This window comes from Enterococcus sp. LJL120 (genome assembly GCF_054871765.1).
On sequence record NZ_JBTXLV010000008.1, the window covers coordinates 38,351 to 58,649 of the forward strand.

24 protein-coding genes are annotated in these 20,299 nt (G+C 40.3%); all 24 read right to left on the reverse strand.

Annotated elements, in window-relative coordinates; translation table 11 throughout:
• Positions 1 to 193: 193 nt before the first annotated feature.
• Positions 194 to 913, reverse strand: coding sequence for an MIP/aquaporin family protein (locus ACYSNU_RS13690; protein ID WP_461737763.1), 720 nt, complete (start codon positions 911 to 913; stop codon positions 194 to 196).
• A 596-nt stretch (positions 914 to 1,509) separates the two neighbouring features.
• The gene (locus tag ACYSNU_RS13695; RefSeq protein WP_461737764.1) at positions 1,510 to 1,935 is read right to left on the reverse strand and encodes a F0F1 ATP synthase subunit epsilon; all 426 of its coding nucleotides are present in this window, start codon (positions 1,933 to 1,935) and stop codon (positions 1,510 to 1,512) included.
• A gap of 13 nt (positions 1,936 to 1,948) precedes the next feature.
• The gene (gene atpD, locus ACYSNU_RS13700) at positions 1,949 to 3,355 is read right to left on the reverse strand and encodes a F0F1 ATP synthase subunit beta (protein ID WP_461737765.1); all 1,407 of its coding nucleotides are present in this window, start codon (positions 3,353 to 3,355) and stop codon (positions 1,949 to 1,951) included.
• Between the two features lie 22 nt (positions 3,356 to 3,377).
• A complete protein-coding gene (locus tag ACYSNU_RS13705) occupies positions 3,378 to 4,268 on the reverse strand; it encodes a F0F1 ATP synthase subunit gamma (RefSeq protein ID WP_461737766.1) in 891 nt (296 codons plus the stop codon).
• 14 nt (positions 4,269 to 4,282) lie between these two features.
• Positions 4,283 to 5,839 (reverse strand): F0F1 ATP synthase subunit alpha, encoded by a 1,557-nt coding sequence (atpA, locus tag ACYSNU_RS13710; protein ID WP_461737767.1) that lies wholly within the window; start codon positions 5,837 to 5,839, stop codon positions 4,283 to 4,285.
• Between the two features lie 17 nt (positions 5,840 to 5,856).
• Positions 5,857 to 6,399 (reverse strand): ATP synthase F1 subunit delta, encoded by a 543-nt coding sequence (gene atpH, locus ACYSNU_RS13715; protein WP_461737768.1) that lies wholly within the window; start codon positions 6,397 to 6,399, stop codon positions 5,857 to 5,859.
• Positions 6,386 to 6,910, reverse strand: coding sequence for a F0F1 ATP synthase subunit B (gene atpF / locus ACYSNU_RS13720; RefSeq protein ID WP_265459044.1), 525 nt, complete (start codon positions 6,908 to 6,910; stop codon positions 6,386 to 6,388). Before atpF ends, atpH begins: the two co-directional genes overlap by 14 nt.
• A gap of 106 nt (positions 6,911 to 7,016) precedes the next feature.
• Positions 7,017 to 7,241: an ATP synthase F0 subunit C gene (atpE, locus tag ACYSNU_RS13725; RefSeq protein ID WP_265459043.1), complete on the reverse strand. Its 225-nt coding sequence runs from the start codon at positions 7,239 to 7,241 to the stop codon at positions 7,017 to 7,019.
• A gap of 32 nt (positions 7,242 to 7,273) precedes the next feature.
• Positions 7,274 to 7,993, reverse strand: coding sequence for a F0F1 ATP synthase subunit A (gene atpB / locus ACYSNU_RS13730; protein ID WP_265459042.1), 720 nt, complete (start codon positions 7,991 to 7,993; stop codon positions 7,274 to 7,276).
• Between the two features lie 321 nt (positions 7,994 to 8,314).
• A complete protein-coding gene (gene smpB, locus ACYSNU_RS13735; RefSeq protein ID WP_461737769.1) occupies positions 8,315 to 8,779 on the reverse strand; it encodes an SsrA-binding protein SmpB in 465 nt (154 codons plus the stop codon).
• Positions 8,780 to 8,974: 195 nt separating this feature from the next.
• Positions 8,975 to 11,371 carry a ribonuclease R gene (gene rnr / locus ACYSNU_RS13740; protein WP_461737770.1) on the reverse strand — a complete coding sequence of 799 codons (2,397 nt, stop codon included), beginning with the start codon at positions 11,369 to 11,371 and terminating at the stop codon, positions 8,975 to 8,977.
• The gene (locus tag ACYSNU_RS13745; RefSeq protein WP_461737771.1) at positions 11,372 to 12,127 is read right to left on the reverse strand and encodes an alpha/beta hydrolase; all 756 of its coding nucleotides are present in this window, start codon (positions 12,125 to 12,127) and stop codon (positions 11,372 to 11,374) included.
• A 131-nt stretch (positions 12,128 to 12,258) separates the two neighbouring features.
• Complete coding sequence (gene secG, locus ACYSNU_RS13750; protein WP_265459232.1) at positions 12,259 to 12,495, reverse strand: preprotein translocase subunit SecG; 237 nt, start codon at positions 12,493 to 12,495, stop codon at positions 12,259 to 12,261.
• Positions 12,496 to 12,642: 147 nt separating this feature from the next.
• A complete protein-coding gene (locus tag ACYSNU_RS13755; RefSeq protein ID WP_461737772.1) occupies positions 12,643 to 13,359 on the reverse strand; it encodes a hypothetical protein in 717 nt (238 codons plus the stop codon).
• 11 nt (positions 13,360 to 13,370) lie between these two features.
• Positions 13,371 to 14,084 (reverse strand): DUF5058 family protein, encoded by a 714-nt coding sequence (locus tag ACYSNU_RS13760; protein ID WP_265459037.1) that lies wholly within the window; start codon positions 14,082 to 14,084, stop codon positions 13,371 to 13,373.
• 35 nt (positions 14,085 to 14,119) lie between these two features.
• Positions 14,120 to 15,334: a M20 metallopeptidase family protein gene (locus ACYSNU_RS13765; protein ID WP_461737773.1), complete on the reverse strand. Its 1,215-nt coding sequence runs from the start codon at positions 15,332 to 15,334 to the stop codon at positions 14,120 to 14,122.
• Positions 15,335 to 15,837: 503 nt separating this feature from the next.
• The gene (locus ACYSNU_RS13770) at positions 15,838 to 16,110 is read right to left on the reverse strand and encodes a GNAT family N-acetyltransferase (protein ID WP_265459035.1); all 273 of its coding nucleotides are present in this window, start codon (positions 16,108 to 16,110) and stop codon (positions 15,838 to 15,840) included.
• 1 nt (position 16,111) lies between these two features.
• The gene (locus ACYSNU_RS13775) at positions 16,112 to 16,384 is read right to left on the reverse strand and encodes a (4Fe-4S)-binding protein (protein ID WP_265459034.1); all 273 of its coding nucleotides are present in this window, start codon (positions 16,382 to 16,384) and stop codon (positions 16,112 to 16,114) included.
• Positions 16,385 to 16,634: 250 nt separating this feature from the next.
• Entirely contained in the window at positions 16,635 to 17,600 is a 966-nt protein-coding gene (locus ACYSNU_RS13780) for an alpha/beta hydrolase (protein WP_461737774.1), read from the reverse strand.
• Positions 17,590 to 17,967, reverse strand: coding sequence for a hypothetical protein (locus ACYSNU_RS13785; protein WP_461737775.1), 378 nt, complete (start codon positions 17,965 to 17,967; stop codon positions 17,590 to 17,592). Before ACYSNU_RS13785 ends, ACYSNU_RS13780 begins: the two co-directional genes overlap by 11 nt.
• Positions 17,968 to 18,255: 288 nt before the next feature.
• The gene (locus ACYSNU_RS13790) at positions 18,256 to 18,474 is read right to left on the reverse strand and encodes a hypothetical protein (RefSeq protein WP_461737776.1); all 219 of its coding nucleotides are present in this window, start codon (positions 18,472 to 18,474) and stop codon (positions 18,256 to 18,258) included.
• Positions 18,471 to 19,064: a DUF1700 domain-containing protein gene (locus ACYSNU_RS13795; protein WP_461737777.1), complete on the reverse strand. Its 594-nt coding sequence runs from the start codon at positions 19,062 to 19,064 to the stop codon at positions 18,471 to 18,473. Before ACYSNU_RS13795 ends, ACYSNU_RS13790 begins: the two co-directional genes overlap by 4 nt.
• Positions 19,065 to 19,093: 29 nt before the next feature.
• Positions 19,094 to 19,408, reverse strand: a complete 315-nt coding sequence (locus ACYSNU_RS13800; protein WP_265459029.1) for a PadR family transcriptional regulator — start codon at positions 19,406 to 19,408, stop codon at positions 19,094 to 19,096.
• A gap of 187 nt (positions 19,409 to 19,595) precedes the next feature.
• Entirely contained in the window at positions 19,596 to 20,189 is a 594-nt protein-coding gene (locus tag ACYSNU_RS13805) for a TVP38/TMEM64 family protein (protein ID WP_461737778.1), read from the reverse strand.
• Between the last annotated feature and the right edge of the window lie 110 nt (positions 20,190 to 20,299).

Sequence of the window (20,299 nt, forward strand, 5' to 3'; positions counted from 1 at the left end):
GTCTTTTCTGCAATTTTTTTGCGAGAAATTATTGAAGAGCCTTTGTGAAGGGTTAAACTAAAATTTAGACTTTCTTATGAAAAATAAAAAGCCCTTAGTTAAAAGGGCTCATAAACCAAATGATATTTGCCGATTACGTGGTAAGCATTCTTGCTTAATACCATTGGTAATCCGCATTCTTATTTTTTCTCAACTAACTTAGTGCAGCAATTAATAGTGTCGCTAAACAGGCACCCACAATTGGACCCACAATTGGAATCCAAGCATAGCCCCAATTAGCGCCGCCTTTATTAGGAATTGGCATCAGCGCATACATTAACCGTGGACCAAAGTCACGAGCAGGGTTAATGGCATAACCGGTCGTGGTACCTAATGACAGAGCAATTGCGACTAAGACAAAGACTAATACAAGCGGTTGCAGTCCCACTGGCATATCGCTAGCAGGTAACACTTGAATACTTAATACAAAGGCAAAGGTTGCGATAATTTCACTCAGTAAATTAAATAAAGTATTAGGAATTGCAGGGCCAGTTGCAAAAATACCGACACTGTTGCCTTCATCTGTTTTGGTTTCTTTAAAGTGTGGCCAGAATTGAATCGCTGCCAGTAGGGCACCAACAAAAGCACCAGCAACTTGAGCTAAAATAAATGGTACTACTTGTCCCCACTCAAACGTTCCATTAACAGCAAAGCCGATTGTTACTGCCGGATTTAAATGACCAGGTGAGCCGAAGAAGCCACTGGTATAAACCCCCAACATAACGGCAACCCCCCAGCCAAATGCCACATACAGCCAATCATGACCAGCGCCTTTTGCCAAGGTTTTCTTTAAAGATGTGGAAGCTCCGACGCCTGACCCAAATAAAATCAGGACAAAGGTTCCAATAAATTCACCAAATACAGGACTATTCATAAATATAACCTCCTCAATTAAATAATATTTCAATCAAAAAATTACCTAAAAAGTCCGTTACGAATATTTTGCTGCAAGCCTCCCCCATTTGAAAATTCGGAAAACACCCATTGAAAAATGGCAATTAACTTTTCCCTTTCCTCCTTTTTAACTGCAAATCCAATTACCTGCTTGATGGATGAGATTTCCTTTAGTCTTTCATCAGTCCTTACCAGAATATTATAGCATTGATTCCGCCCCTTTGAAAACGTTTACAGTTCATTTGTTTAAAAAAAACAGCTTTTTTCTAATTTTCAGAGGACTAATTTTTTTAAAATCAAGCTTGATTCCTCATAAAAGCCCTATTCTACAGCTTTTTCCTCTAAGAAAATTTTTTTGAAGGATGTAAATTATCTCAGAGATTAATCTAAAAATTGTTTTATTTGAGAAGATAAGATAACAGTTTAGGACTTTATTATTTCTAACAAAAAATGCTGCAGCAGCCTTCGAAAATAAAATTTTAGCAAGTCAAGCTTAATGCCAGAGGTCAAACTCTCCGGCAAGCTGAGAAGCACAATTTTATTTTTAAAAAGCTGATGCAGCAGTTTCATTGAATATTAACTATGTTTTGAAACATTGATTCGATTAATAGCTCGATGTAAGGCAACCGTCGCTCGGCGGAGTTCATCGACGTTTTCATGAGCCTTAGCCTCTTCAATGAGCTTCTCAGCCCGCTGACGAGCTCGTTCAGCCCGTGAAACATCAATGTCCCGCTCCCGCTCGGCACTATCGGCCACAATCGAGAGAACATTGTCGCGGAATTCTAAAATTCCGCCATTGACAGCAATCCAGTCCACATGACTATCAGAGTCCGTCCGTTTCACCCGCACTTCGTCAATCGCTAAAGGAGCGATAATCGGAACGTGGTTCGGCAAAATCCCCAGTTCCCCTTCAGTGGTTCTGGCAACGACAATAACAGCGTGATGGTCATAGACAATGCCGTTTGGGGTTACCACATTGACGGTTAAAAAATTGTCACTCATGGGGCACCTCTTTCTAGTAGCCTAAAGTTTTGGCTTTTTCAACAACATCTTCAATTTTACCGACGCTGCGGAAAGCTTCTTCAGGTAGATCATCATATTGTCCATCCAAAATTGCTTTGAAGCCTTTGACCGTTTCAGCAACCGGCACGTAAGAGCCGGGTTGACCGGTAAATTGTTCTGCCACGTTAAAGTTTTGTGATAAGAAAAATTGAATCCGGCGAGCTCTGGCAACTAAAACTTTTTCATCATCGGATAATTCATCCATCCCTAAGATGGCAATAATATCTTGTAGTTCACGATAGCGCTGTAAAACCCGTTGGACTTCGGTCGCTGTTTGATAATGTTCATCGCCGACAATTTCTGGTGCCAAGGCACTAGAGGATGAAGCCAATGGATCAACGGCTGGATAAATCCCTTGTTCAGTTAATTTACGTTCCAAATTCGTCGTTGCATCTAAATGGGCGAAGGCTGTTGCCGGAGCCGGGTCAGTATAGTCATCCGCCGGTACATAAATCGCTTGAATCGAGGTAATCGAACCTTTTTTAGTTGAAGTAATCCGTTCTTGCAATTGACCCATCTCAGTTGCCAATGTTGGCTGATACCCAACGGCTGACGGCATCCGACCTAATAAGGCCGAAACTTCGGAACCCGCTTGCGTGAAGCGGAAAATATTGTCGATAAATAAAAGTACATCTTGGCCTTCGACGTCACGGAAATATTCAGCAATGGTTAAACCGGTTAAAGCAACCCGCATCCGGGCACCAGGCGGTTCATTCATTTGGCCAAAAACCATGGCTGTTTTTTCAATTACGCCAGAGTCTTTCATTTCATAATACAAGTCATTTCCTTCACGAGTCCGTTCACCAACACCGGTAAATACGGAAATTCCACCATGTTCCTGAGCAATATTATGAATCAGTTCTTGAATTAAAACGGTTTTACCAACACCAGCACCACCGAATAAACCAACCTTTCCACCTTTTAAATAAGGTGCTAAGAGATCGATTACTTTAATCCCAGTTTCTAAAACTTCGCTACTGGTACTTAATTCTTCAAAAGTCGGCGCCGTTTTGTGAATGCCATCTCGTTTTGCATCTGCTGGAAAAGGTTCCTGCAGGTCAATGGTTTCACCTAAAACGTTAAAGACGCGGCCTAAAGTATCTTCCCCCACTGGCACAGTAATTGATTTTCCTGTGTCAATTACTTCCATCCCCCGCTGCAATCCATCAGTGGACTCCATGGCGATGGAACGAATCACACCGTCACCTAGTTCTAGGGCAACTTCTAGGACAACTTTTTGTTTATTTGCATCATTTTTATAGACCACAAGGGCATTGTTAATATCTGGTAAAGATTGATCCAAAGAAAATTCCACGTCTACAACGGGGCCGATTACTTGGACAATTTTTCCTGAGCTCATGACTCATCCTCCATTCCAAACGTTATTCTAAGGCAGCCGCACCAGCAACAATCTCGGTGATTTCTTGTGTGATTGCTGTTTGTCGGGCACGGTTATAGGAAATTGTTAAATCACCAATAATATTTGAGGCATTATCAGTAGCGGTTTTCATCGCCGTCATGCCGGCCGCATGTTCAGCGGTCTTGGCATCGACAATTGCCCCGTAAATTAAACTTTCCGCATACTGCGGTAGCAATTCTTCTAAAATGGCAATTTTTGAAGGTTCAAAAATATATTCTTGTTCATATTTTTGCGCTTCACCCGGGTCCAAATCGGAAATCGGCAGCATTTTTTCAACACGAAATTGACTGGTCAAAGAATTGATGTGGTGGTTGTAACAGACATATAATTCATCGAAAACTTCACTTTGATACATGCTGGTTGCCATTGAGACAATTTTACGCACTTCTTCAAAGCTTGGTTGATCGGTTAGATTCCGTAATTCGTAAGCTAAGTTATAGCCGCGAGCTTTAAAAAAATCAGCGCCGGTTCCGCCGATGGCAATCAAAACGTACTCATCCTGTGAATCATGATCGTCATTTAGCATCGTCATCGTCTGCTTCAAAATTGAACTATTATAGCCCCCCACAAGACCACCGTCAGAAGTGATGACAATGTAGCCGGTCTTTTTAACCGGCCGAGCATTGAGCATCGCATTTACAGTATCACTGGAGGTGTCCCCTAAATCGGTCAATGCTTGTGCAGATAAATGGGTCACAATTTCTCGCACCTTAGAAGCATACTCTTGAAACTTTTGCGAAGAGGCTTCCGACTTAGTTAACTTAGCCGCCGAAACCATTTGCATGGCTCTGGTAATTTGGCTGGTTTTTTTAGTAGAAGCAATTCGTTGTTTAATTTCATTTAATGAGGCCATTTGTTTTCACCTCTCTATGAATTTTGAATTGATTTCAATTTGTCTTCAGCTGTCTGCGTCTTCGTATTAGAAGCGGTGAAGATATCCCGATATTCTTTAATCGCTGCATCCAACTGGGCTTCGTCTGGCAAATCCTTGGTTTCGCGAATCGTCATAAATAAATCTGCATGATTGGCATCGAAGTATTCAAATAAAGCTGATTCAAACTCTAAAATTTTATTGACTGGAATACTGTCTAAAAAGCCGTGGGTCAAAGCGTATAAAATGACCACTTGTTTTTCAACAGGCAGTGGCGCATGCAATTTTTGTTTCAAAATTTCCACAGTCCGCCGACCACGATTTAATTTTGCTTGAGTCGCTGCATCCAAATCAGAACCAAATTGCGTAAAGGCTTCTAATTCCCGATAGCTGGCTAAGTCCAAACGTAAAGTACCGGCAACTTTTTTCATTGCCTTAATTTGTGCTGAACCACCAACCCGTGAGACAGAAAGTCCCGCATCAACGGCTGGTCTAGTCCCAGAATAGAACAAATCGTTTTCTAAAAAGATTTGGCCATCAGTAATCGAAATTACATTAGTTGGAATATAAGCGGAGATGTCGCCGGCTTGAGTTTCAACGAAAGGTAGAGCAGTCATAGAACCGCCGCCTAGTTCATCACTTAATTTAGCAGCCCGTTCTAATAGACGAGAATGCAAATAGAAAACATCCCCTGGATAAGCTTCCCGACCTGGTGGCCGTCTCAATAGTAATGAAAGTTCCCGATAGGCAACCGCTTGTTTGGATAAATCATCAAAGACGATTAAAACGTGTTTGCCGTTATACATAAATTCTTCACCCATCGCAGTGCCTGCATATGGAGCGATATAAAGTAATGGTGCTGGTTGAGATGCGCTGGCTGTCACAACGATGGTGTAATCTAGTGCACCATATTTGCGCAGTGTTTCTACTTGCGAACGGACCGTTGATTCTTTTTGACCGATGGCAACATAGATACAAATCACATCTTGCCCTTGTTGGTTGATGATTGTATCAATGGCAATTGAAGTTTTCCCGGTCTTCCGGTCACCGATAACTAATTCCCGTTGGCCACGACCGATTGGAACTAAAGCATCAATCGCTTTTAAACCTGTTTGCATTGGTTCATTAACGGATTTCCGTTGCATAACCCCTGGTGCTAAGGCTTCCACTGGCCGAGTCCGGTCAGATTTAATTTCCCCCAAGCCGTCAACTGGCTGGCCTAATGGATTTACTACCCGGCCGATTAACCCATCGCCGACTGGTACTTCCATAATTTTTCCTGTTCGTTTGACTTTATCGCCTTCACGAATGGTTTCAAAATCGCCGAGAATAATAATTCCGACGTCATTTGTTTCTAAGTTTTGTGCCATGCCGTAACTTCCATTTGAAAATTCAAGAAGTTCGCCACTCATGGCATTTTCCAAACCGTGGGCACGGGCAATCCCATCACCAACATAGGTGACAGTGCCGACTTCCTCCACTGACAGTTCGTGCTGATAGTTTTGAATCTGCTCTTTTATTAAGGCACTGATTTCTTCAGCTTTGATGGCCATTTCTTTCACCTCTGTGTCTATTTTCTTAATAGGTTCTTGATGTTTTCCAATCTCGTTTGAATACTGCCATCAATTACTTTGTGTTCAGCTTCAACGACAACGCCGCCTAAAATGCTGGGATTCACGATGGCGGTTAATTCCGCCTTTTGATAGCCTAAAATCGTCGCAATTTTCGTTTCAATTTTGACTTTATCCGCATCATTTAAGGGAACAGCAGTTGTGACTGTTCCTAAAATCACGCCCTGCATCTCATCATAGCGTCTCTCAAACTCATCAATCATTAAGGGTAAATCATTCATCCGATTGTAGTTATAGACAACTTCCAAAAAATTATAAATAGTTCCGGAGAAATTATTCACCAGCGAATCCATAATTTTTCTTTTTTCGTCAGGCTCCAAACGGGCATCGCTTAAAATATTGCCGACATCCGGCAGAATTTCGTAGACTTTGCGTAACTCAAGCAAGTCTTGATAAATTGCTTCTACAGCATTTTGTTCTGTCGCCAATTCGAACAAGGCTTTGCCATAGCGTTTGCCGACTGTGAATTTATCTAGTTTCATTTGCTGAGCCTAAACCTTCGATATATTGGGAAATCAAGGCTTCATGTGCTTCCGGCGACAATTCTTTTTCCAGAATTTTCGAAGCTAACTGAAGGGAAAGATCGGCGACTTCATCTTTGACATTCGCTAAGGCCGTTTCTCTTTCTTGCGTGATGTCGCTTTCGGCTTTTTCTTTTAAGCGGCTAACTTCCGCTTTGGTTTCTTTTAAAATGTTCTGGCGGCTTAACTCACCGTTTTCTTTGGCATTTTTGATAATATCTGCTGCATCAGAGCGCGAATTATTTAATTGCGTTTCTCTTTCTTTTTCCAGCTGGGCTGCAGAAAGGCGGGATTGTTCGGCAGAATCTAAGTCATTGGCGATTTTATCTTCCCGTTGTTTCATAATGTTGACAATCGAACCCCATGCAAATTTCTTTAAAAGAAGCATTAGGATCAAGAATGATAATGAAACCACCAGGATATTACCAAAGGTTCCGTTAGGCGTCGCAGATAATAATACAAAATTCAACATCCTTCTCTTCCTCTCTGTTTTTCATCCATTTTCATTTGACAAAGTAAGAAAAGCAGTCATGCCGGGTGGTTTTACCAGACAGCTGCCTTTCTTCAAAGTTCTGCAATTAAACGGCGAAAACTAGAATTAAGGCAATAACGACACCCAAAATTGGCACCGCTTCGACTAGACCTACACCGATAAACATTGTTGAACGCAATTGGCCGGCCATTTCTGGTTGGCGTGCCATTGATTCGATTGTTTTAGAAATAACTTGTCCATTACCATAACCGGCACCGATTGCGGCACCTACGATTGCGATTGCTGCTGCGATATAATTTAATCCATCCATTTTTTGTTCCTCCTGAATTCTCTGTTTATTTTTTACTCTTCTGCTTCAATCTTATGACTAATATAAACCATTGCTAAAGTGACAAAGACATAGGCTTGAATCGCACCGATAAAGATTGAAAAGGCGATCCAAATCATTTCCAGCGGTACTGCTAAAGGAAGACTTAACCAGCCAAGACTGAGAAACATCTTCGCAATTAGGGTTAACAGTACTTCACCAGCGTAGATATTTCCGTAAAGCCGTAAGCCCAATGTGATGACATTGGTAAATTCCTCCAGGATCTTCACCGGAAAAAGAAAAGCAACTGGTTTAAAATAACTGTTTTTAATGTAACCTTTAAATCCAAAACGTTCAGTCCCTAAGAAATTCGATAGTACAATAACTATAAGTGCTAAGGTCAATGTGACATAAGGATCTGCCGTGGGACTCTTCCAAACGGAAATATCGCCTGGTAAGACAATTTTAGTCATCAGCCCAATAATATTTGCCACAAAGACAAACATGAAAAAAGTGAAGGCTAATAAATGTAGGTTTGTGATTTCTTTGCTGGGCATATTATCGGAAATAATATTGCGGACAAAGTCAATCACCCACTCGATGGCATTTTGCTTGCCCTTTGGTTTCAGTTCCAGCTTTCTAGTGAAAAAGAAAACCGTGAAAAAGACAATTGCACAGGTCAAAAGAACCATTAAGGTGACCGTACCATCAAACCAAATTCCCATAAATTTAAAGGTTAGTGATTTTTCTTCCAACTCATTTCACCTCTTTCCCTCTTAAGGCTTCTATAAAGCAAGAAGTCGTTGTTGATCAAGCTTATTTACTTTTTTCTCACCACTTGATAACCACTGGCTATAATACCACTGTCAAAAATAAATTTCAAAAGATTTTCATGAAAAAAGACAGTTTTTTTACAGTTGTCTCCAAGTGTCAAAAAAATGCTGAGAAAGCCTATGAAAACAGCTTGTGAAAATGTTAGAAAACATTCCAAGATAACTGTATGCTAGCAAATTTTTGAAAAAAGGTTAAGCATTTTCTAAAAAATATGCGAAAAAGAATATTCACAGCAACTAAGCTTAACGACCGTAGTTTTTCAATGTGCGGCTGATTTCACGATTGATATCTTTTCGCTTCAAATCTTCCCGTTTATCATATTGTTTTTTACCCTTGGCAATCCCGATTAAAACTTTTGCAAAGCCATTTTTTAAATAGACTTTTAACGGAACTAAGGTTACCCCGGTATTTTTGGTTTCCCCGATTAAACGGTCGATTTGCTTGCGGTGCATCAAAAGCTTTCTGGTTCTTAAGGGATCATGATTAAAAATATTCCCCTGTTCATAAGGGCTAATGTGGACATTCAACAGATAAACTTCCCCATTACGCACGCGGGCAAAGCCATCTTTTAAATTAATCCGACCGTTGCGGATGGATTTGATTTCCGTCCCCTGTAGGACAATCCCTGCTTCTATCGTATCAATAATACTATAGTCATGTCTTGCTTTTTTATTCTGGGCAATCAGCTTGCCTTCTCCTTTTGGCATTTCATTTCACATCCTTGCTTTTTTAACTTATTGATTTCAAAATTTTATATTGTCATTTAACTAATAAAAAAATCCTATAAAACAGCTACTCTCTTTTTATTTTGGCCGCTTCTCAGCGGAAAGCTCCTCTCTAAAAAGAGAACTTTCCTAAAAAAGAATTAGATAAATTCGATTTTTTTAGCGAATCTGACAGCCTTAGTTCTTTTTTTTCTTACCTTTTGCAACTTTGGAATAGAAGGGCGATTTTTTCCCCTTCTTGCCTTTGCCGCCCTTAGGGTCATTTTTCTTGCCCTGCTGATTTTTACCAGCCGGCCCTTTGGCATTTTTACCTTTATTCTTTTTATTCCGTTGCTTGGAACCTGATTTTTCCCGCCGATCATCTTGGCGCCGCTGCCGGTGATTTTGACCGCCTTTCGGAATGGCGACAGCCTCGACTTCTTCAGCTGAGACTAATTCAAAATCAATTTCCCGAGTCTCAGGATCAGACTTGGTGACTTTAATTTTCACCTGCTGACCTATCTTAAAGGTCTGGCGTGTACGCTCACCGACTAAGGCCAAATGATTTTCAATAAAGACATAGTAATCATCTTTTAAAGCGTTGATATGAATCAAGCCTTCAATGGTGTTAGGCAGTTCGACAAACAGACCAAATTTCGTGACCGAGCTGATAACTCCGTCAAATTCTTCACCAACGTGTTCCGCCATAAATTCAGCCTTCTTCAAAGCGTCAACTTCCCGTTCAGCGTCGACTGCTCGCCGTTCCATTTTAGAAGATTGATTAGCAATTTCCGGTAGCATTTCTGCCCATTTAGCTTGTGTCGCTTCATCATTTGTTTGACTGTAAACACGAATCAAACGATGAACGATTAAATCAGGATAACGGCGAATTGGCGATGTAAAATGCGTATAATAAGTCGCTGCTAACCCGTAATGGCCCAAATTATCTTCTGAATAACGGGCTTGTTGCATACTTCTTAAGAGCATCATATTGATAACTGCCGCTTCTGGTTTTTCGGCGACCTCATCAATTACCTTTTGCAAAGCCTTCGGAGTAATATCTTCTTTATTACCTTTAACTAAAATGCCAAAAGCCGAAGCAAACTCGAAGAAACGCTGCATTTTTTCTTCCTTGGGCTGTTCGTGCACCCGATAGATAAATGGCAGCTTAAGACTGGCAAAATGCTGCGCCACTGTTTCATTAGCCGCCAGCATGAAAGATTCAATCAGCCGTTCACCAACGCCCCGAGAGCGTAACACGATATCCAACGGACGACCATTTTCATCCACTAAAACTTTGGCTTCATTATCATCGAAAGCAATCGCCCCACGCTTGACGCGCATCGCTTCTAAAAGCTGATGCAGCTCTGCCATTTCTTGAAACATCGGCACTAAGGCTTGATATTCTGTCATCGTTTCAGGATTTTGTTCTTCTAAAATTTCATTGACCGCCGCATAAGTCATGCGGGCGGTAGTCTGGATTACACTTTGGAAAATTTCGTGATGAACAACTTGTCCTTGCGGATTAATTTCCATTTCACAGCTTAAAGTCAGCCGTGGCACTTGAGGATTTAAAGAACAAATGCCATTGGACAACCGCTGAGGAATCATCGGAATCACTCGGTCGGTTAAATACACGCTGGTGCCTCGTTCAAAGGCTTCAGCATTTAATTGGCTGCCTTCTGTCACATAATAAGAAACGTCTGCGATATGCACACCCAAAAAGAAATTGCCGTTGGCTAACTTTTTAACAGTTACGGCATCATCTAAATCTTTAGCGTCGGCTCCGTCAATCGTGACAATCATTTGATCCCGCAAATCTCTGCGACCAACTAAATCTGTCTCACTAATTTGATTAGGTACGGCATCAGCTTCAGCTAGCACCTCATCGGGAAATTTTGTCGGTATCCCGTTGGCAACGATAATCGCCATGATGTCCATCCCTGGATCATTTTTATGACCGACAACTGATTTTACGATGCCCTCCAAACTGCTGGCATACCCTTTTTCGGGGAAATGACTGATTTCGACAATCACAATGCTGCCATCAGCCGGCTGAATTCCTTCAGCAGCGATATAGACTTTAAAGCCCTGCATTTTTTTATCTTTGGGCAGGACCACGCCGTATAAATCCGTCTCATCAATTTCATTTTGATTGTAAGCAACAAACTCGCCGACAAGCTGTTGCGCTGCCCGCTGCCGAATTTCAACGACCTTGCCTTCAGCTCCCCGCCCTTCTAATTGATTGGCGGTTTTGATAATATCAATGGCCACTGTGTCGCCATCCATTGCATAGCCGGTGCTTTCCTTTGAAATATAAACATCGTCTTCTTCGGGATCAATCGTTACAAAACCGAAGCCTCGTTCATTTCTGCGAAAAGTTCCTTCTATTAAAATAGGTGCAATTGGTAAGCGCAATTTTCCTTTTTTTGTAAATTCAATCGTGCCTTCTCGTTCCATAGAAGCGATTGTTTGCACTAACAGTTTGTAATCTTGGCTTTTTTGTAGCTGTAAGCCTTCAGCTAATTGCTCCATGGAAAAGCTGCTTTTCTTTTGCTCTGCCATGTAGCAGATAATTCTTTCCTTAATTGTCATTTATTCCTCTTTCCAACTTAATTTATTAATAAAGTTTAAAACATCCACTTCTAATTTTCGCCGATCTGGCCCAACGGTAATCACATGGCCGCTCTCTGGATACCACTGTAATTCAAAGCGTTTATCAGTCAAGGCTGCTGCTGTTTTAAACACGCCAGTGGCATCAATCATTTCATCTTGACCTGCTTGAGCCATAAAAAGCGGCTGCCGGATTTTGTCCAGTTCACTAGCTGCTACCTGCGACATTTCTTCGATGGCTTGCAGCTGTTGATTAATTAGAGGTTGATATTCAGTTAATTTTTGATTTCTTTCTGAGCTCGATAGTCCAGCCCGTCGTAAAACATTTTCTGCGTACACTAAAAAATTTTCTGGTATTGTGGTCTTAACTGGGAAAATTGGTGAACAGAAAAAACCGCCTCCGACAATACTCTCATCAGACCATTCTAGCGCTCTGGTGGCAAAGACACCTCCCATCGACAGTCCGAAAATGGCAATTTCTTGGTAACCTTTACTTTTCAAAAATTCAAGAGCTTTACGGGTATCTTCTTCCCAAGCCGCCACGGATTGATTTAAAATATCCAACGGGTCCAATGTCGCATGACCAGAAAAAATTGGCGAATAAACCGTATAATCGGCATTTTCTAAAAAGCGGCTCAGCATCCGAACGTCATTTGAGCTGCCTGAGTATGCATGTAATAAAATTACCGCCCGGGAATCTTTCGGGCTAAATAGTGGTTTGGGTAAGCCTAATTTCATGAGATAAATTGCCACCTTTCAAACAAACATTCTATCATACTTCAGCAAAAATCAGGCAGAAAACGCTAGCTTTCAAGCGAAAAAAAAGGACCAGCAGCCTAGACTACTGAATCCTCAGAAAAAAGTTTACTTTAATTGGAAGATAAGTACACTAAAACAAAAAGTAAAATCAACCAGATTGCTCCTAAAACAGCTGTTGTCCGCTGCATGACAGCTTCAAAACCTCGAGCTTTTTGTTTACCAAAAAGTTGATCCGCACCGCCGGTAAAAGCACTGGCTGCGCTATTTTGTTTACTTGGCTGCATCATAACTGTGATAATAATAATTACCGATAGCACCAAGACGACCCCTAAAATAAAATTATACAGACTCAAGTGACTAGCCTCCTTCTCTCAGAATTCATCTAGTATACTTTAGCATAAACTTATTTAAATTACCAGCTTTCAAAAAAATTGCAGATACTGACAACTAATAGAGTTCCCACATTTTTTTAACGATTCCTACGCTTGCTTTTTTTAATCAGCCGACATATTTTTTTCTGCTTCGGCGATTGCATCTAAATCAACTTGGCCAGACTTCCCAGCAAAGTAACTAAAGCCAGCACCAATTACCGCACAAAACAGTAAAATATAGCCTTGATTACTACTGAAAAATTCTGAACCAAATGCCAGCATAATAATAATTGGCAAAATAAAAATCGGCAAATTAATTTTCAAATTGCTAAAAAGTGTCGGCACGATTAAGGCGCCAAAGATTGCCGGTAAGAGATTGGCAAAGGCTGGATTGATATAAACATTGTTGTAGATTGGTTCAATGATTGGTGCTAAAAACAGCATTCCTAAAAATGCCAGACCGGTTGTCACCACTGTACAAGTGGAAACTGCCAAAATCGAAATTAAATTACCTTTTTCTGTTCCTGCTGTGGCATTTAATAATTCCATGGCATTTTTTGATGCTGGCACCTTCATATTCGATAAATCACCGGTAACACAAGCAATATACAAAGCGCCCGGTCCAATTAAAGGCGTGTAAGCTAAGTTTTCGCTTAACCCCACAACTGTGAACATCAGCATGATTGGCAGGGCATTTTGCAACACCTCACCAATATTTAGACTTGTTCCATATATGGTTGATAAAATAATCGGTAAGCTAATAAAACAGACAAGGGCGATAAAAACAGTAATCCGGCCAGCCTGGTGAATTTGATTATTAAATTTTTTAGTTTCTTCCATCTTGATTCCTCCTAGCTAAAAAACGGATTAAAGGCACAGGCAGCGACCATCCCAGCAATTAAGCTGATTGAAAAAGAATGTTCCTTCAGTTTAGGATGGCTCTTGGCAATTTTTTGAACTAATAAGGCCGCTCCACCAGCAACGACGAAGGTCAAGATTGCCACTGGATTGCCAAAGTTGGTCAAAGTTGGTGCTGAAAAAACAGCGTATAAGGCGACGAAAATTCCGCTAGTTATCATGGGAATCATCATTGCGTTGCGGTTCATTAATTTTTTGACGCCATTGTCATAGCTTTTCAGGAAAATTAGATTAAAAATATTTCCACCTAAAATCCCCAATGTCAAAATTAATAAAATGGCAAAAAAGATGCCTACTGGAAAATCCGTATTGTAAATATTATCATAACCAAAGGCGTTGGCGGCCATCGTTGCAACTGTTGTTTCATAGCTGACTGATCCAACAACACTCAAACGCATCCAGGGAAAATAATCGCCTAAGGCTGGAATCAACAGCAGATAACTAGCTAAGACGGGAATAGAGGGAATAATTGAAAATAAAGCCGTACTCTTGACCACTTTTTTCATATCACTATCGGTTAAACCAATCGCTAAAGCCCGCCTGCGAGCCATCAAACTCATAATGACCGGTTGACATAAAACTACGACAACGATTGCGCCACATAAAATCAACATCGGCAACCCGTTTGCTATTGTTAAAAATTCCATTTTTCAACACTCCTTGTGTAAATTTTTTCATTTTACTATTTGCTGTTTTGAGCCAGCCACTCCATTGCCGATACTGCGTAAACTGCGGCACCTTTTGATAAGACAGCTTCATCAAATAAAACTTTCGGATGATGAACAGAATGCAGATACCCCTCTTCACTATGGCCAGCTGCTAAAATTAACATCGAAGACGGCACTTCTTGTGTGACGTAAGAAAAATCTTCAGAGCCTCCTAATTTATTCAGACCCACCTCTAGCGGATTGGCAATCTCACCAGGAAATTCTGTTTCTAAAATAGTCCGCAAACTTTCTGTTACTTCGTGGTCGACTTCGACAGTTGGACAGCCAATAATTATTTGGGCTTCGACAGAGCCGCCAAAAGTCTGGGCGACACCTTCGGCAATCTCAGGAATCCGTTTAAAAATATATTCCCGCACTGCTGGATCAAAGGTCCGAATCGAGCCTTTCATGTAAGCAGTGTCCGGAATCGCATTGTCCACGACGCCACCATTCATAATAGTCGTTGAAATCACTGCACTGTCATACATAGAAATTTCTCTTGCCTCCAAATTGTGCAAGGCCAAGTGAATGTGACTCATGATGGTCAATGGATTAACTGTTACCTCAGGGGTCGCGGCATGTCCGCCCCGCCCTTGGATTTTAATTTCAAACCAATCAGAAGTTGAAGCAAAAGGACCCGCCGAAGGAACTAAAACGATGCCGCTTTTAATTGGAAAACCGGGAAAGACATGAATCATCATGCCAGCATCAACAGTCGGATTTTCTAAAACGCCAGCCTCTACCATGGCCTTGGCGCCCGCAAGAATTTCTTCCCCCGGTTGAAACATTAATTTAACCTGTCCTTGTAACTTATCTTCATTGGCCTTCAATAATTTAGCCGCTCCAAAGAGCATCGTTGTATGAAAATCATGTCCGCAGGCGTGCATATTTTCATTTGTTGAACTAAAATCTACTCCGCTCTCTTCTTGAATCGGTAGAGCGTCCATATCGCCACGGATCAAAAAACATTTTTCGCCACTACCGATTGTCACCACAAGACCACCGCCAACTTCTTCGGCTTCAATTCCCAAGGCAACCAATTTATTTTTCACATAGGCGACAGTTTGTGGCAACTCTAAACCAATTTCTGGATTTTTATGCAAGTGGCGCCGCATATCTGAAAGCTCATCTTGAAGTTCGGCCGCTGCTTCGAAAAGATTTTTCTCTTTTATATCAAATGCATTACTCATTTATTTCTAACCTCCATTTCATTTTTCTAAAATTATCACGGAAATCAATCGTTGTCAATTATTTTCAGAAAATTTTTTCTTTTCAGAACAAAGGTTTTCTACTTATTGCAAAACTCATGTTATGTTTTCTAAATAGCTTTTTTCAGTTATAAATATTCAATTTAATGCAGAATCAGAGCTTTAAAAATAATTTTTTGGATGACAAGCTCATGTTAGTTTCAGGAATTTTTGAGCGCACTATTTTAAACTTTAATCTCAAAGTTGCAAAATAGAGTTTTTCAGTAAGGGAAGTTTTAAGAAATTAATTTTCAACTAGCTAGTATTAAAAATAGAAAAAAGCGAAAGTTTTTTTTGAAAACTAAGTGCCTTTAAGTAGGGAAATATTGACGTTGAGTAGTTGTTATAGCATTTGATATTTTGCAGGGATATTTCTGGGTGAAAACGACAACAATAAAAAAACCAGCAACTTTAAAAGTTGCTGGCGCAAATTACTATTGAACTACTTATTTACGGACATCTGCGTATTCAGGTTTAGTATCAAATTCTTTTTTAGCAAATGGGCATAGAGGAATAATTTTTTTATTGTCACGGCGAGCTTTTTCAACGCCGTTTAAAACTAATTTTTCAGCTAATTTTTGACCACGGTAAGTTGGGTCAACGAAGGTATGATCGATAATCATAATGTCTTCGCCAGCATCTGACCAAGTCATTTCTCCGATTTCTTCATTGTTGTCATTGTAAAGAGCGAAACGATTTTTTTCTTCTTTGATTTCCATTTTATTTAACTTCCTTTCGAATGTATTTTAAAGCACCGCTGGGACAAGTATTAATGACTTCGATATCATTTTCCACGCTGCCATTATCAGCAATAATCCACGGCCGGCGACCAACTTCAAAAACCTCGCCATTGCCCCGCACACAATTGCCGATGTGGGCACAAACATCCTTGTTATAAAAAATGTCGATACCTTCGCCGCTATACTTGCGATAGCCTTGTGCCAATAATTCTGTTTCAGTAACTGGTTTGTCATTCAATTTGCTTCCGTCCATTGACTCCACTCCTTCAAGTTGATCTTTTCTGGCAGACAGTCCTCTTCAATAAGCTGCGCTTGATGGAGCGCTGGGCCAAGAACCATTCGCTGAATCAGAAAATTGTCCAAAAGTAACAAGTTAGATCCATCACAATTAAACAACTTAGTGTTATTTTAGCAACTTCTGAAGAATCAAGCAAATAATATGTGTTTCTAGAAAATAATTAGTCTTATTTGCGTTTTACTCTCACAAAAAAATGGTTATTTTTCTATTTCTGGTAATTTTTGATAAAGGAAAAAATAGTCTGCCAATATTTTGTTGGCGCCACCGTCATACCGGTCAAATGACTGGCCTCAGGGATAGCTAAAAATTGACTGGGACCGGCACTGGCACGAATTATTTCACCGGCCGCTTCAATCGGCACAAATTTATCAGCTTCTCCGTGAATCACCAGTAAAGGCAGATGATTGCTGCCTAATTGTTTCACGGCTGAGGCTTGAATCAACGAGTAGCCGGCCATTTTTTTTGCAATCCGATTGGCTGAGGGCAAAAGAAACCTTTGAGGCAGCCGCAAATTTTCCTGTAAGACATGTCGAAATTCTTGATAGACTGAAGCATAGCCGCTGTCGGCAATCAGCAGTTCAACATTTTCCGGCAGTCGTTCGCCACTGGCCATTAAAATCGTGCTGGCCCCCATTGAACCACCGTGCAAAATAATTTTGCTATTGGGAAATTTTTCGGTAATCCAGGCAATCCATTGCAATAAATCTAAACGATCCAGCCAACCCATGCCAATATAATGACCTTCACTTTCTCCGTGGGCCCGCAAATCCGGAACTAAGACACTGTAGCCTTCTTTGGCATAACGAGAAGCCACATAAGCCATGTCCCTTTTGCCGGTGGCTCGATAGCCGTGAACAGCAATCACCCAGCGATTGGGGTTTTCATTAAAGGCTTTGCCGACTAAGGTTAAGCCATCACGACTTTTCACAGAAATCTCTTTACCGCTTTCCCAAAAGCTATCACCCAGGCGTTTTTCTAAATGTTCCTCTTCAGTTAGCGCTTCAGCTTTAGTAAAGGCATCCTGATTCATTTGCCGGTGACCAATTCCTTGATACCAGGTGTTTTCTCTGATTAAGGCAATCTGTACTAATTTTTTAGCAATTACATGGACTAAAACAAATAACGCAATCAGCAGAATCACTAAAATGGCCAAAGAAATTTTAATCCACATAATCGGTCGCTGCCTTGTATATTGCTTTTAAATCCTGCCCAAAGTCTTGAGCATCAGCTAAGCTTGAAAAACTAAAAACAATTTCATCCGTTTCACTTTTGAGTGTAACTTCAAAAGTGTCAGCAACAGCTTTGATTGCCAAAAGCTGCCATTGATTATTGGCAGTTTTTACAGCTGAAAAATTATCAAAATCCAAATCCGGCGTCACCTGATACGTATCCGTCGCGGTAATCATAATCGGCTGACCAGTTTTAGCTTCCATTAAAATAAAGCTCATCAGTTCCGCTTCCGTTAAAACTTTATCTGCGTAGGCTTGAATCAGCATAAATTGTTGCGCCTTGGTAAGAGTTTCCGTAAATAATGACATCTTCTAGCTCCCATCTCAGTTTCTTAAACGAAACTATTGTGATTTTTGGCAAGTAGTTCCAGACAAAAATTGAAAGAATAAAACTTGCCTCCTTGTCATCCATTTTAGCACTTCTCTTTGAAAAAAAGTCGTTAAGTTCTTTTCCTGCTCGATAAAAAAGAATTTCTTATAAAAAAAATTTTTCCCGACAGAAAAAAACCACTTGAACTTCTTTTTGACATGGTGCTAATTGTCAAAAATTAGGTAAAGTTCAAGTAGTAAAATTTAGCTTGTTTATTAACGAAATTTCTAATCGTCGTCTGAAATACTTACTGTGACATCATTGGTTGCAAAAAAGCCAAAGCCTTCATCTTGATTAATGTGAATTGTTTGATACCACGGGGTTTCAAAAGTATTCCCCGTGTTCCAAGAAAAACCATTTAAGGTCCAACCCGCTATACAAAGGGCCACGCCCATGGCAATTGCTGCAAAACTAAATTGAATTAAACTTCTTTTATTGACTCTCATACCCGCACCACCTTGGTTGTTCTTTTGAATAGAATGTTTTTCAAAACAATGAATGTTTTACGGGTAACTCTTAAGAAGAAACCGCTCATCAGATAAGTCGCTACCAAACTCAAAAGACCCAGTCCGAAAAATAGGACGCCCGTTCCCAATTGAATCACTCCAACACCAAGACTGCCAATCATCACCAAAGGACTGCTTAAAGCTGAGAGGAAGCCGGCAAAGGTGCCAGCAAATCCGAAAATAGCTGTCATAAACGGCACACACCACAGGACAATGTAAAAACTTAAAACTAGCATCAAAGCGGCAAATAGTAAGCTGCCCCATAGTGGGAACCCAATAATCAATAAAATAATAACAAGTGGACTAAATCTCATTGGCAGGTTGACTTCAATTTCTTTTTCGCCGGTCGCTTCTAAAGCTAGCTTGCGGGGAGAGCCTAGCTTGGCCACCGCCTGTTCTTCAGAGAACCCTTCCTCCATTAGGTCTTCAATTATTTCGTCATAGTACTGAATAATTTGATGCAATTCGCTTGGCCGCACTTGGTAGGCTAATTCCTCAGCCAAAGCTTTGATAAAATTTACTCGATTCATCTTTCTTCCTCCTGTCATATAGGGTTCTTTTAAACGTTTTGCTCTGCGATAAACTCTTTAATCAACTCGAGTTGCGGCCAGTCAGCAGTTAAAAATTTTCTGACGCTGGCTTGTCCCTCCTGCGTAATCCGATAATATTTACGCTGACGACCATTATGGGCTTTGGCGTAAATTTCAACTTTTCCGGCAGCTTCTAATCTTCGTAAAATTGGATACAGTGTCGATTCTGAAATAGTTAATAATGGATTGATTTCTTTGACAATCTGATAGCCGTAAGAATCATTTTTATTTAAAAAGGCCAAAATACAATATTCTAAGAGGCCTTTCTTTAGTTGACTATCCATCGCCTCACCCCTTACAAGTAATACTATACTTTACATAGTATTAAAAAAAATCAGTCTCAGGTCCTAAAAATAAAAAAATGTGAAGATATCTCCACATTTTGATTAGCGCTTCATTAATTATTGATTTTTTTCTCCATGGCGAGTTTGTCATCATCTATGTAACACATGCTATCTTCTGGTTTTAGCTTTAGCCGGTAAACAAATTATGTTCAAAAAGATAGACCAAAATATAGCTGTAAACTGCAATCGACCAGGGCTTTAATAGAATAATAATCTTCAAATAGTCTTTAAAGGAAATAGCCGACATCCCTGCTACTAAACAAACTAGGTCATCTGGAGCAAAGGGAATCAGTAAAGTCACAATCAAGAGCTTCTTGATACCGCGATTGTTTTCCTGATGGGTCAGTTTTTCAAAGGATTGGTATTTCTTATCTGATAAAATTAGTCGCACAAAAGGATGACCATAGCGGCGAACCAGCACAAAAACTAAAATTTCGCCAATCACTAAGCCAATATAACTGTATAATAAGCCCCATAGGTTTCCAAAAAGCAGCATACCGGCTACTGAGGAAATACCACCCGGTAAAATTGGAATGATAACCTGTACAATTTGCAAAAGAATAAACAGTAAAATGCCCCAATCACCAAATTGCCCGATATAATTTTGTAACAGCGCTGGTGATTTAAAGATGCCTAAATGAAGGCCGTAAAAAACCAGCCCAATTAGAAGTAAAATTCCGACTAGCGGAAGGAATTTCAGACTTTGTTTAACAGCTTTCACTCGATCATTCCTTTCCTACAAGTTTTAAGATTATGATTATCCTACCATAAACGAACAGAAGTATTCGCTCCAAACTCCTTGAAATTGTTAGCAAATTTAGTATCCATTTT

What these genes read in the sequence shown, in the direction of transcription:
- ACYSNU_RS13800 (WP_265459029.1), bottom strand. Translation starts at nt 19,408, where the DNA reads ATGGATAGTCAACTAAAGAAAGGCCTCTTAGAATATTGTATTTTGGCC.
- ACYSNU_RS13775 (WP_265459034.1), bottom strand. Translation starts at nt 16,384, where the DNA reads ATGGACGGAAGCAAATTGAATGACAAACCAGTTACTGAAACAGAATTA.
- atpH (WP_461737768.1), bottom strand. Translation starts at nt 6,399, where the DNA reads ATGAAACTAGATAAATTCACAGTCGGCAAACGCTATGGCAAAGCCTTG.
- atpA (WP_461737767.1), bottom strand. Translation starts at nt 5,839, where the DNA reads ATGGCCATCAAAGCTGAAGAAATCAGTGCCTTAATAAAAGAGCAGATT.
- ACYSNU_RS13745 (WP_461737771.1), bottom strand. Translation starts at nt 12,127, where the DNA reads ATGAAATTAGGCTTACCCAAACCACTATTTAGCCCGAAAGATTCCCGG.
- rnr (WP_461737770.1), bottom strand. Translation starts at nt 11,371, where the DNA reads ATGACAATTAAGGAAAGAATTATCTGCTACATGGCAGAGCAAAAGAAA.
- ACYSNU_RS13765 (WP_461737773.1), bottom strand. Translation starts at nt 15,334, where the DNA reads ATGAGTAATGCATTTGATATAAAAGAGAAAAATCTTTTCGAAGCAGCG.
- ACYSNU_RS13770 (WP_265459035.1), bottom strand. Translation starts at nt 16,110, where the DNA reads ATGGAAATCAAAGAAGAAAAAAATCGTTTCGCTCTTTACAATGACAAC.
- ACYSNU_RS13785 (WP_461737775.1), bottom strand. Translation starts at nt 17,967, where the DNA reads ATGTCATTATTTACGGAAACTCTTACCAAGGCGCAACAATTTATGCTG.
- smpB (WP_461737769.1), bottom strand. Translation starts at nt 8,779, where the DNA reads ATGCCAAAAGGAGAAGGCAAGCTGATTGCCCAGAATAAAAAAGCAAGA.
- ACYSNU_RS13795 (WP_461737777.1), bottom strand. Translation starts at nt 19,064, where the DNA reads ATGAATCGAGTAAATTTTATCAAAGCTTTGGCTGAGGAATTAGCCTAC.
- atpE (WP_265459043.1), bottom strand. Translation starts at nt 7,241, where the DNA reads ATGGATGGATTAAATTATATCGCAGCAGCAATCGCAATCGTAGGTGCC.
- ACYSNU_RS13760 (WP_265459037.1), bottom strand. Translation starts at nt 14,084, where the DNA reads ATGGAATTTTTAACAATAGCAAACGGGTTGCCGATGTTGATTTTATGT.
- ACYSNU_RS13755 (WP_461737772.1), bottom strand. Translation starts at nt 13,359, where the DNA reads ATGGAAGAAACTAAAAAATTTAATAATCAAATTCACCAGGCTGGCCGG.
- atpD (WP_461737765.1), bottom strand. Translation starts at nt 3,355, where the DNA reads ATGAGCTCAGGAAAAATTGTCCAAGTAATCGGCCCCGTTGTAGACGTG.
- ACYSNU_RS13780 (WP_461737774.1), bottom strand. Translation starts at nt 17,600, where the DNA reads ATGTGGATTAAAATTTCTTTGGCCATTTTAGTGATTCTGCTGATTGCG.
- atpF (WP_265459044.1), bottom strand. Translation starts at nt 6,910, where the DNA reads ATGTTGAATTTTGTATTATTATCTGCGACGCCTAACGGAACCTTTGGT.
- ACYSNU_RS13705 (WP_461737766.1), bottom strand. Translation starts at nt 4,268, where the DNA reads ATGGCCTCATTAAATGAAATTAAACAACGAATTGCTTCTACTAAAAAA.
- ACYSNU_RS13790 (WP_461737776.1), bottom strand. Translation starts at nt 18,474, where the DNA reads ATGAGAGTCAATAAAAGAAGTTTAATTCAATTTAGTTTTGCAGCAATT.
- ACYSNU_RS13690 (WP_461737763.1), bottom strand. Translation starts at nt 913, where the DNA reads ATGAATAGTCCTGTATTTGGTGAATTTATTGGAACCTTTGTCCTGATT.
- ACYSNU_RS13695 (WP_461737764.1), bottom strand. Translation starts at nt 1,935, where the DNA reads ATGAGTGACAATTTTTTAACCGTCAATGTGGTAACCCCAAACGGCATT.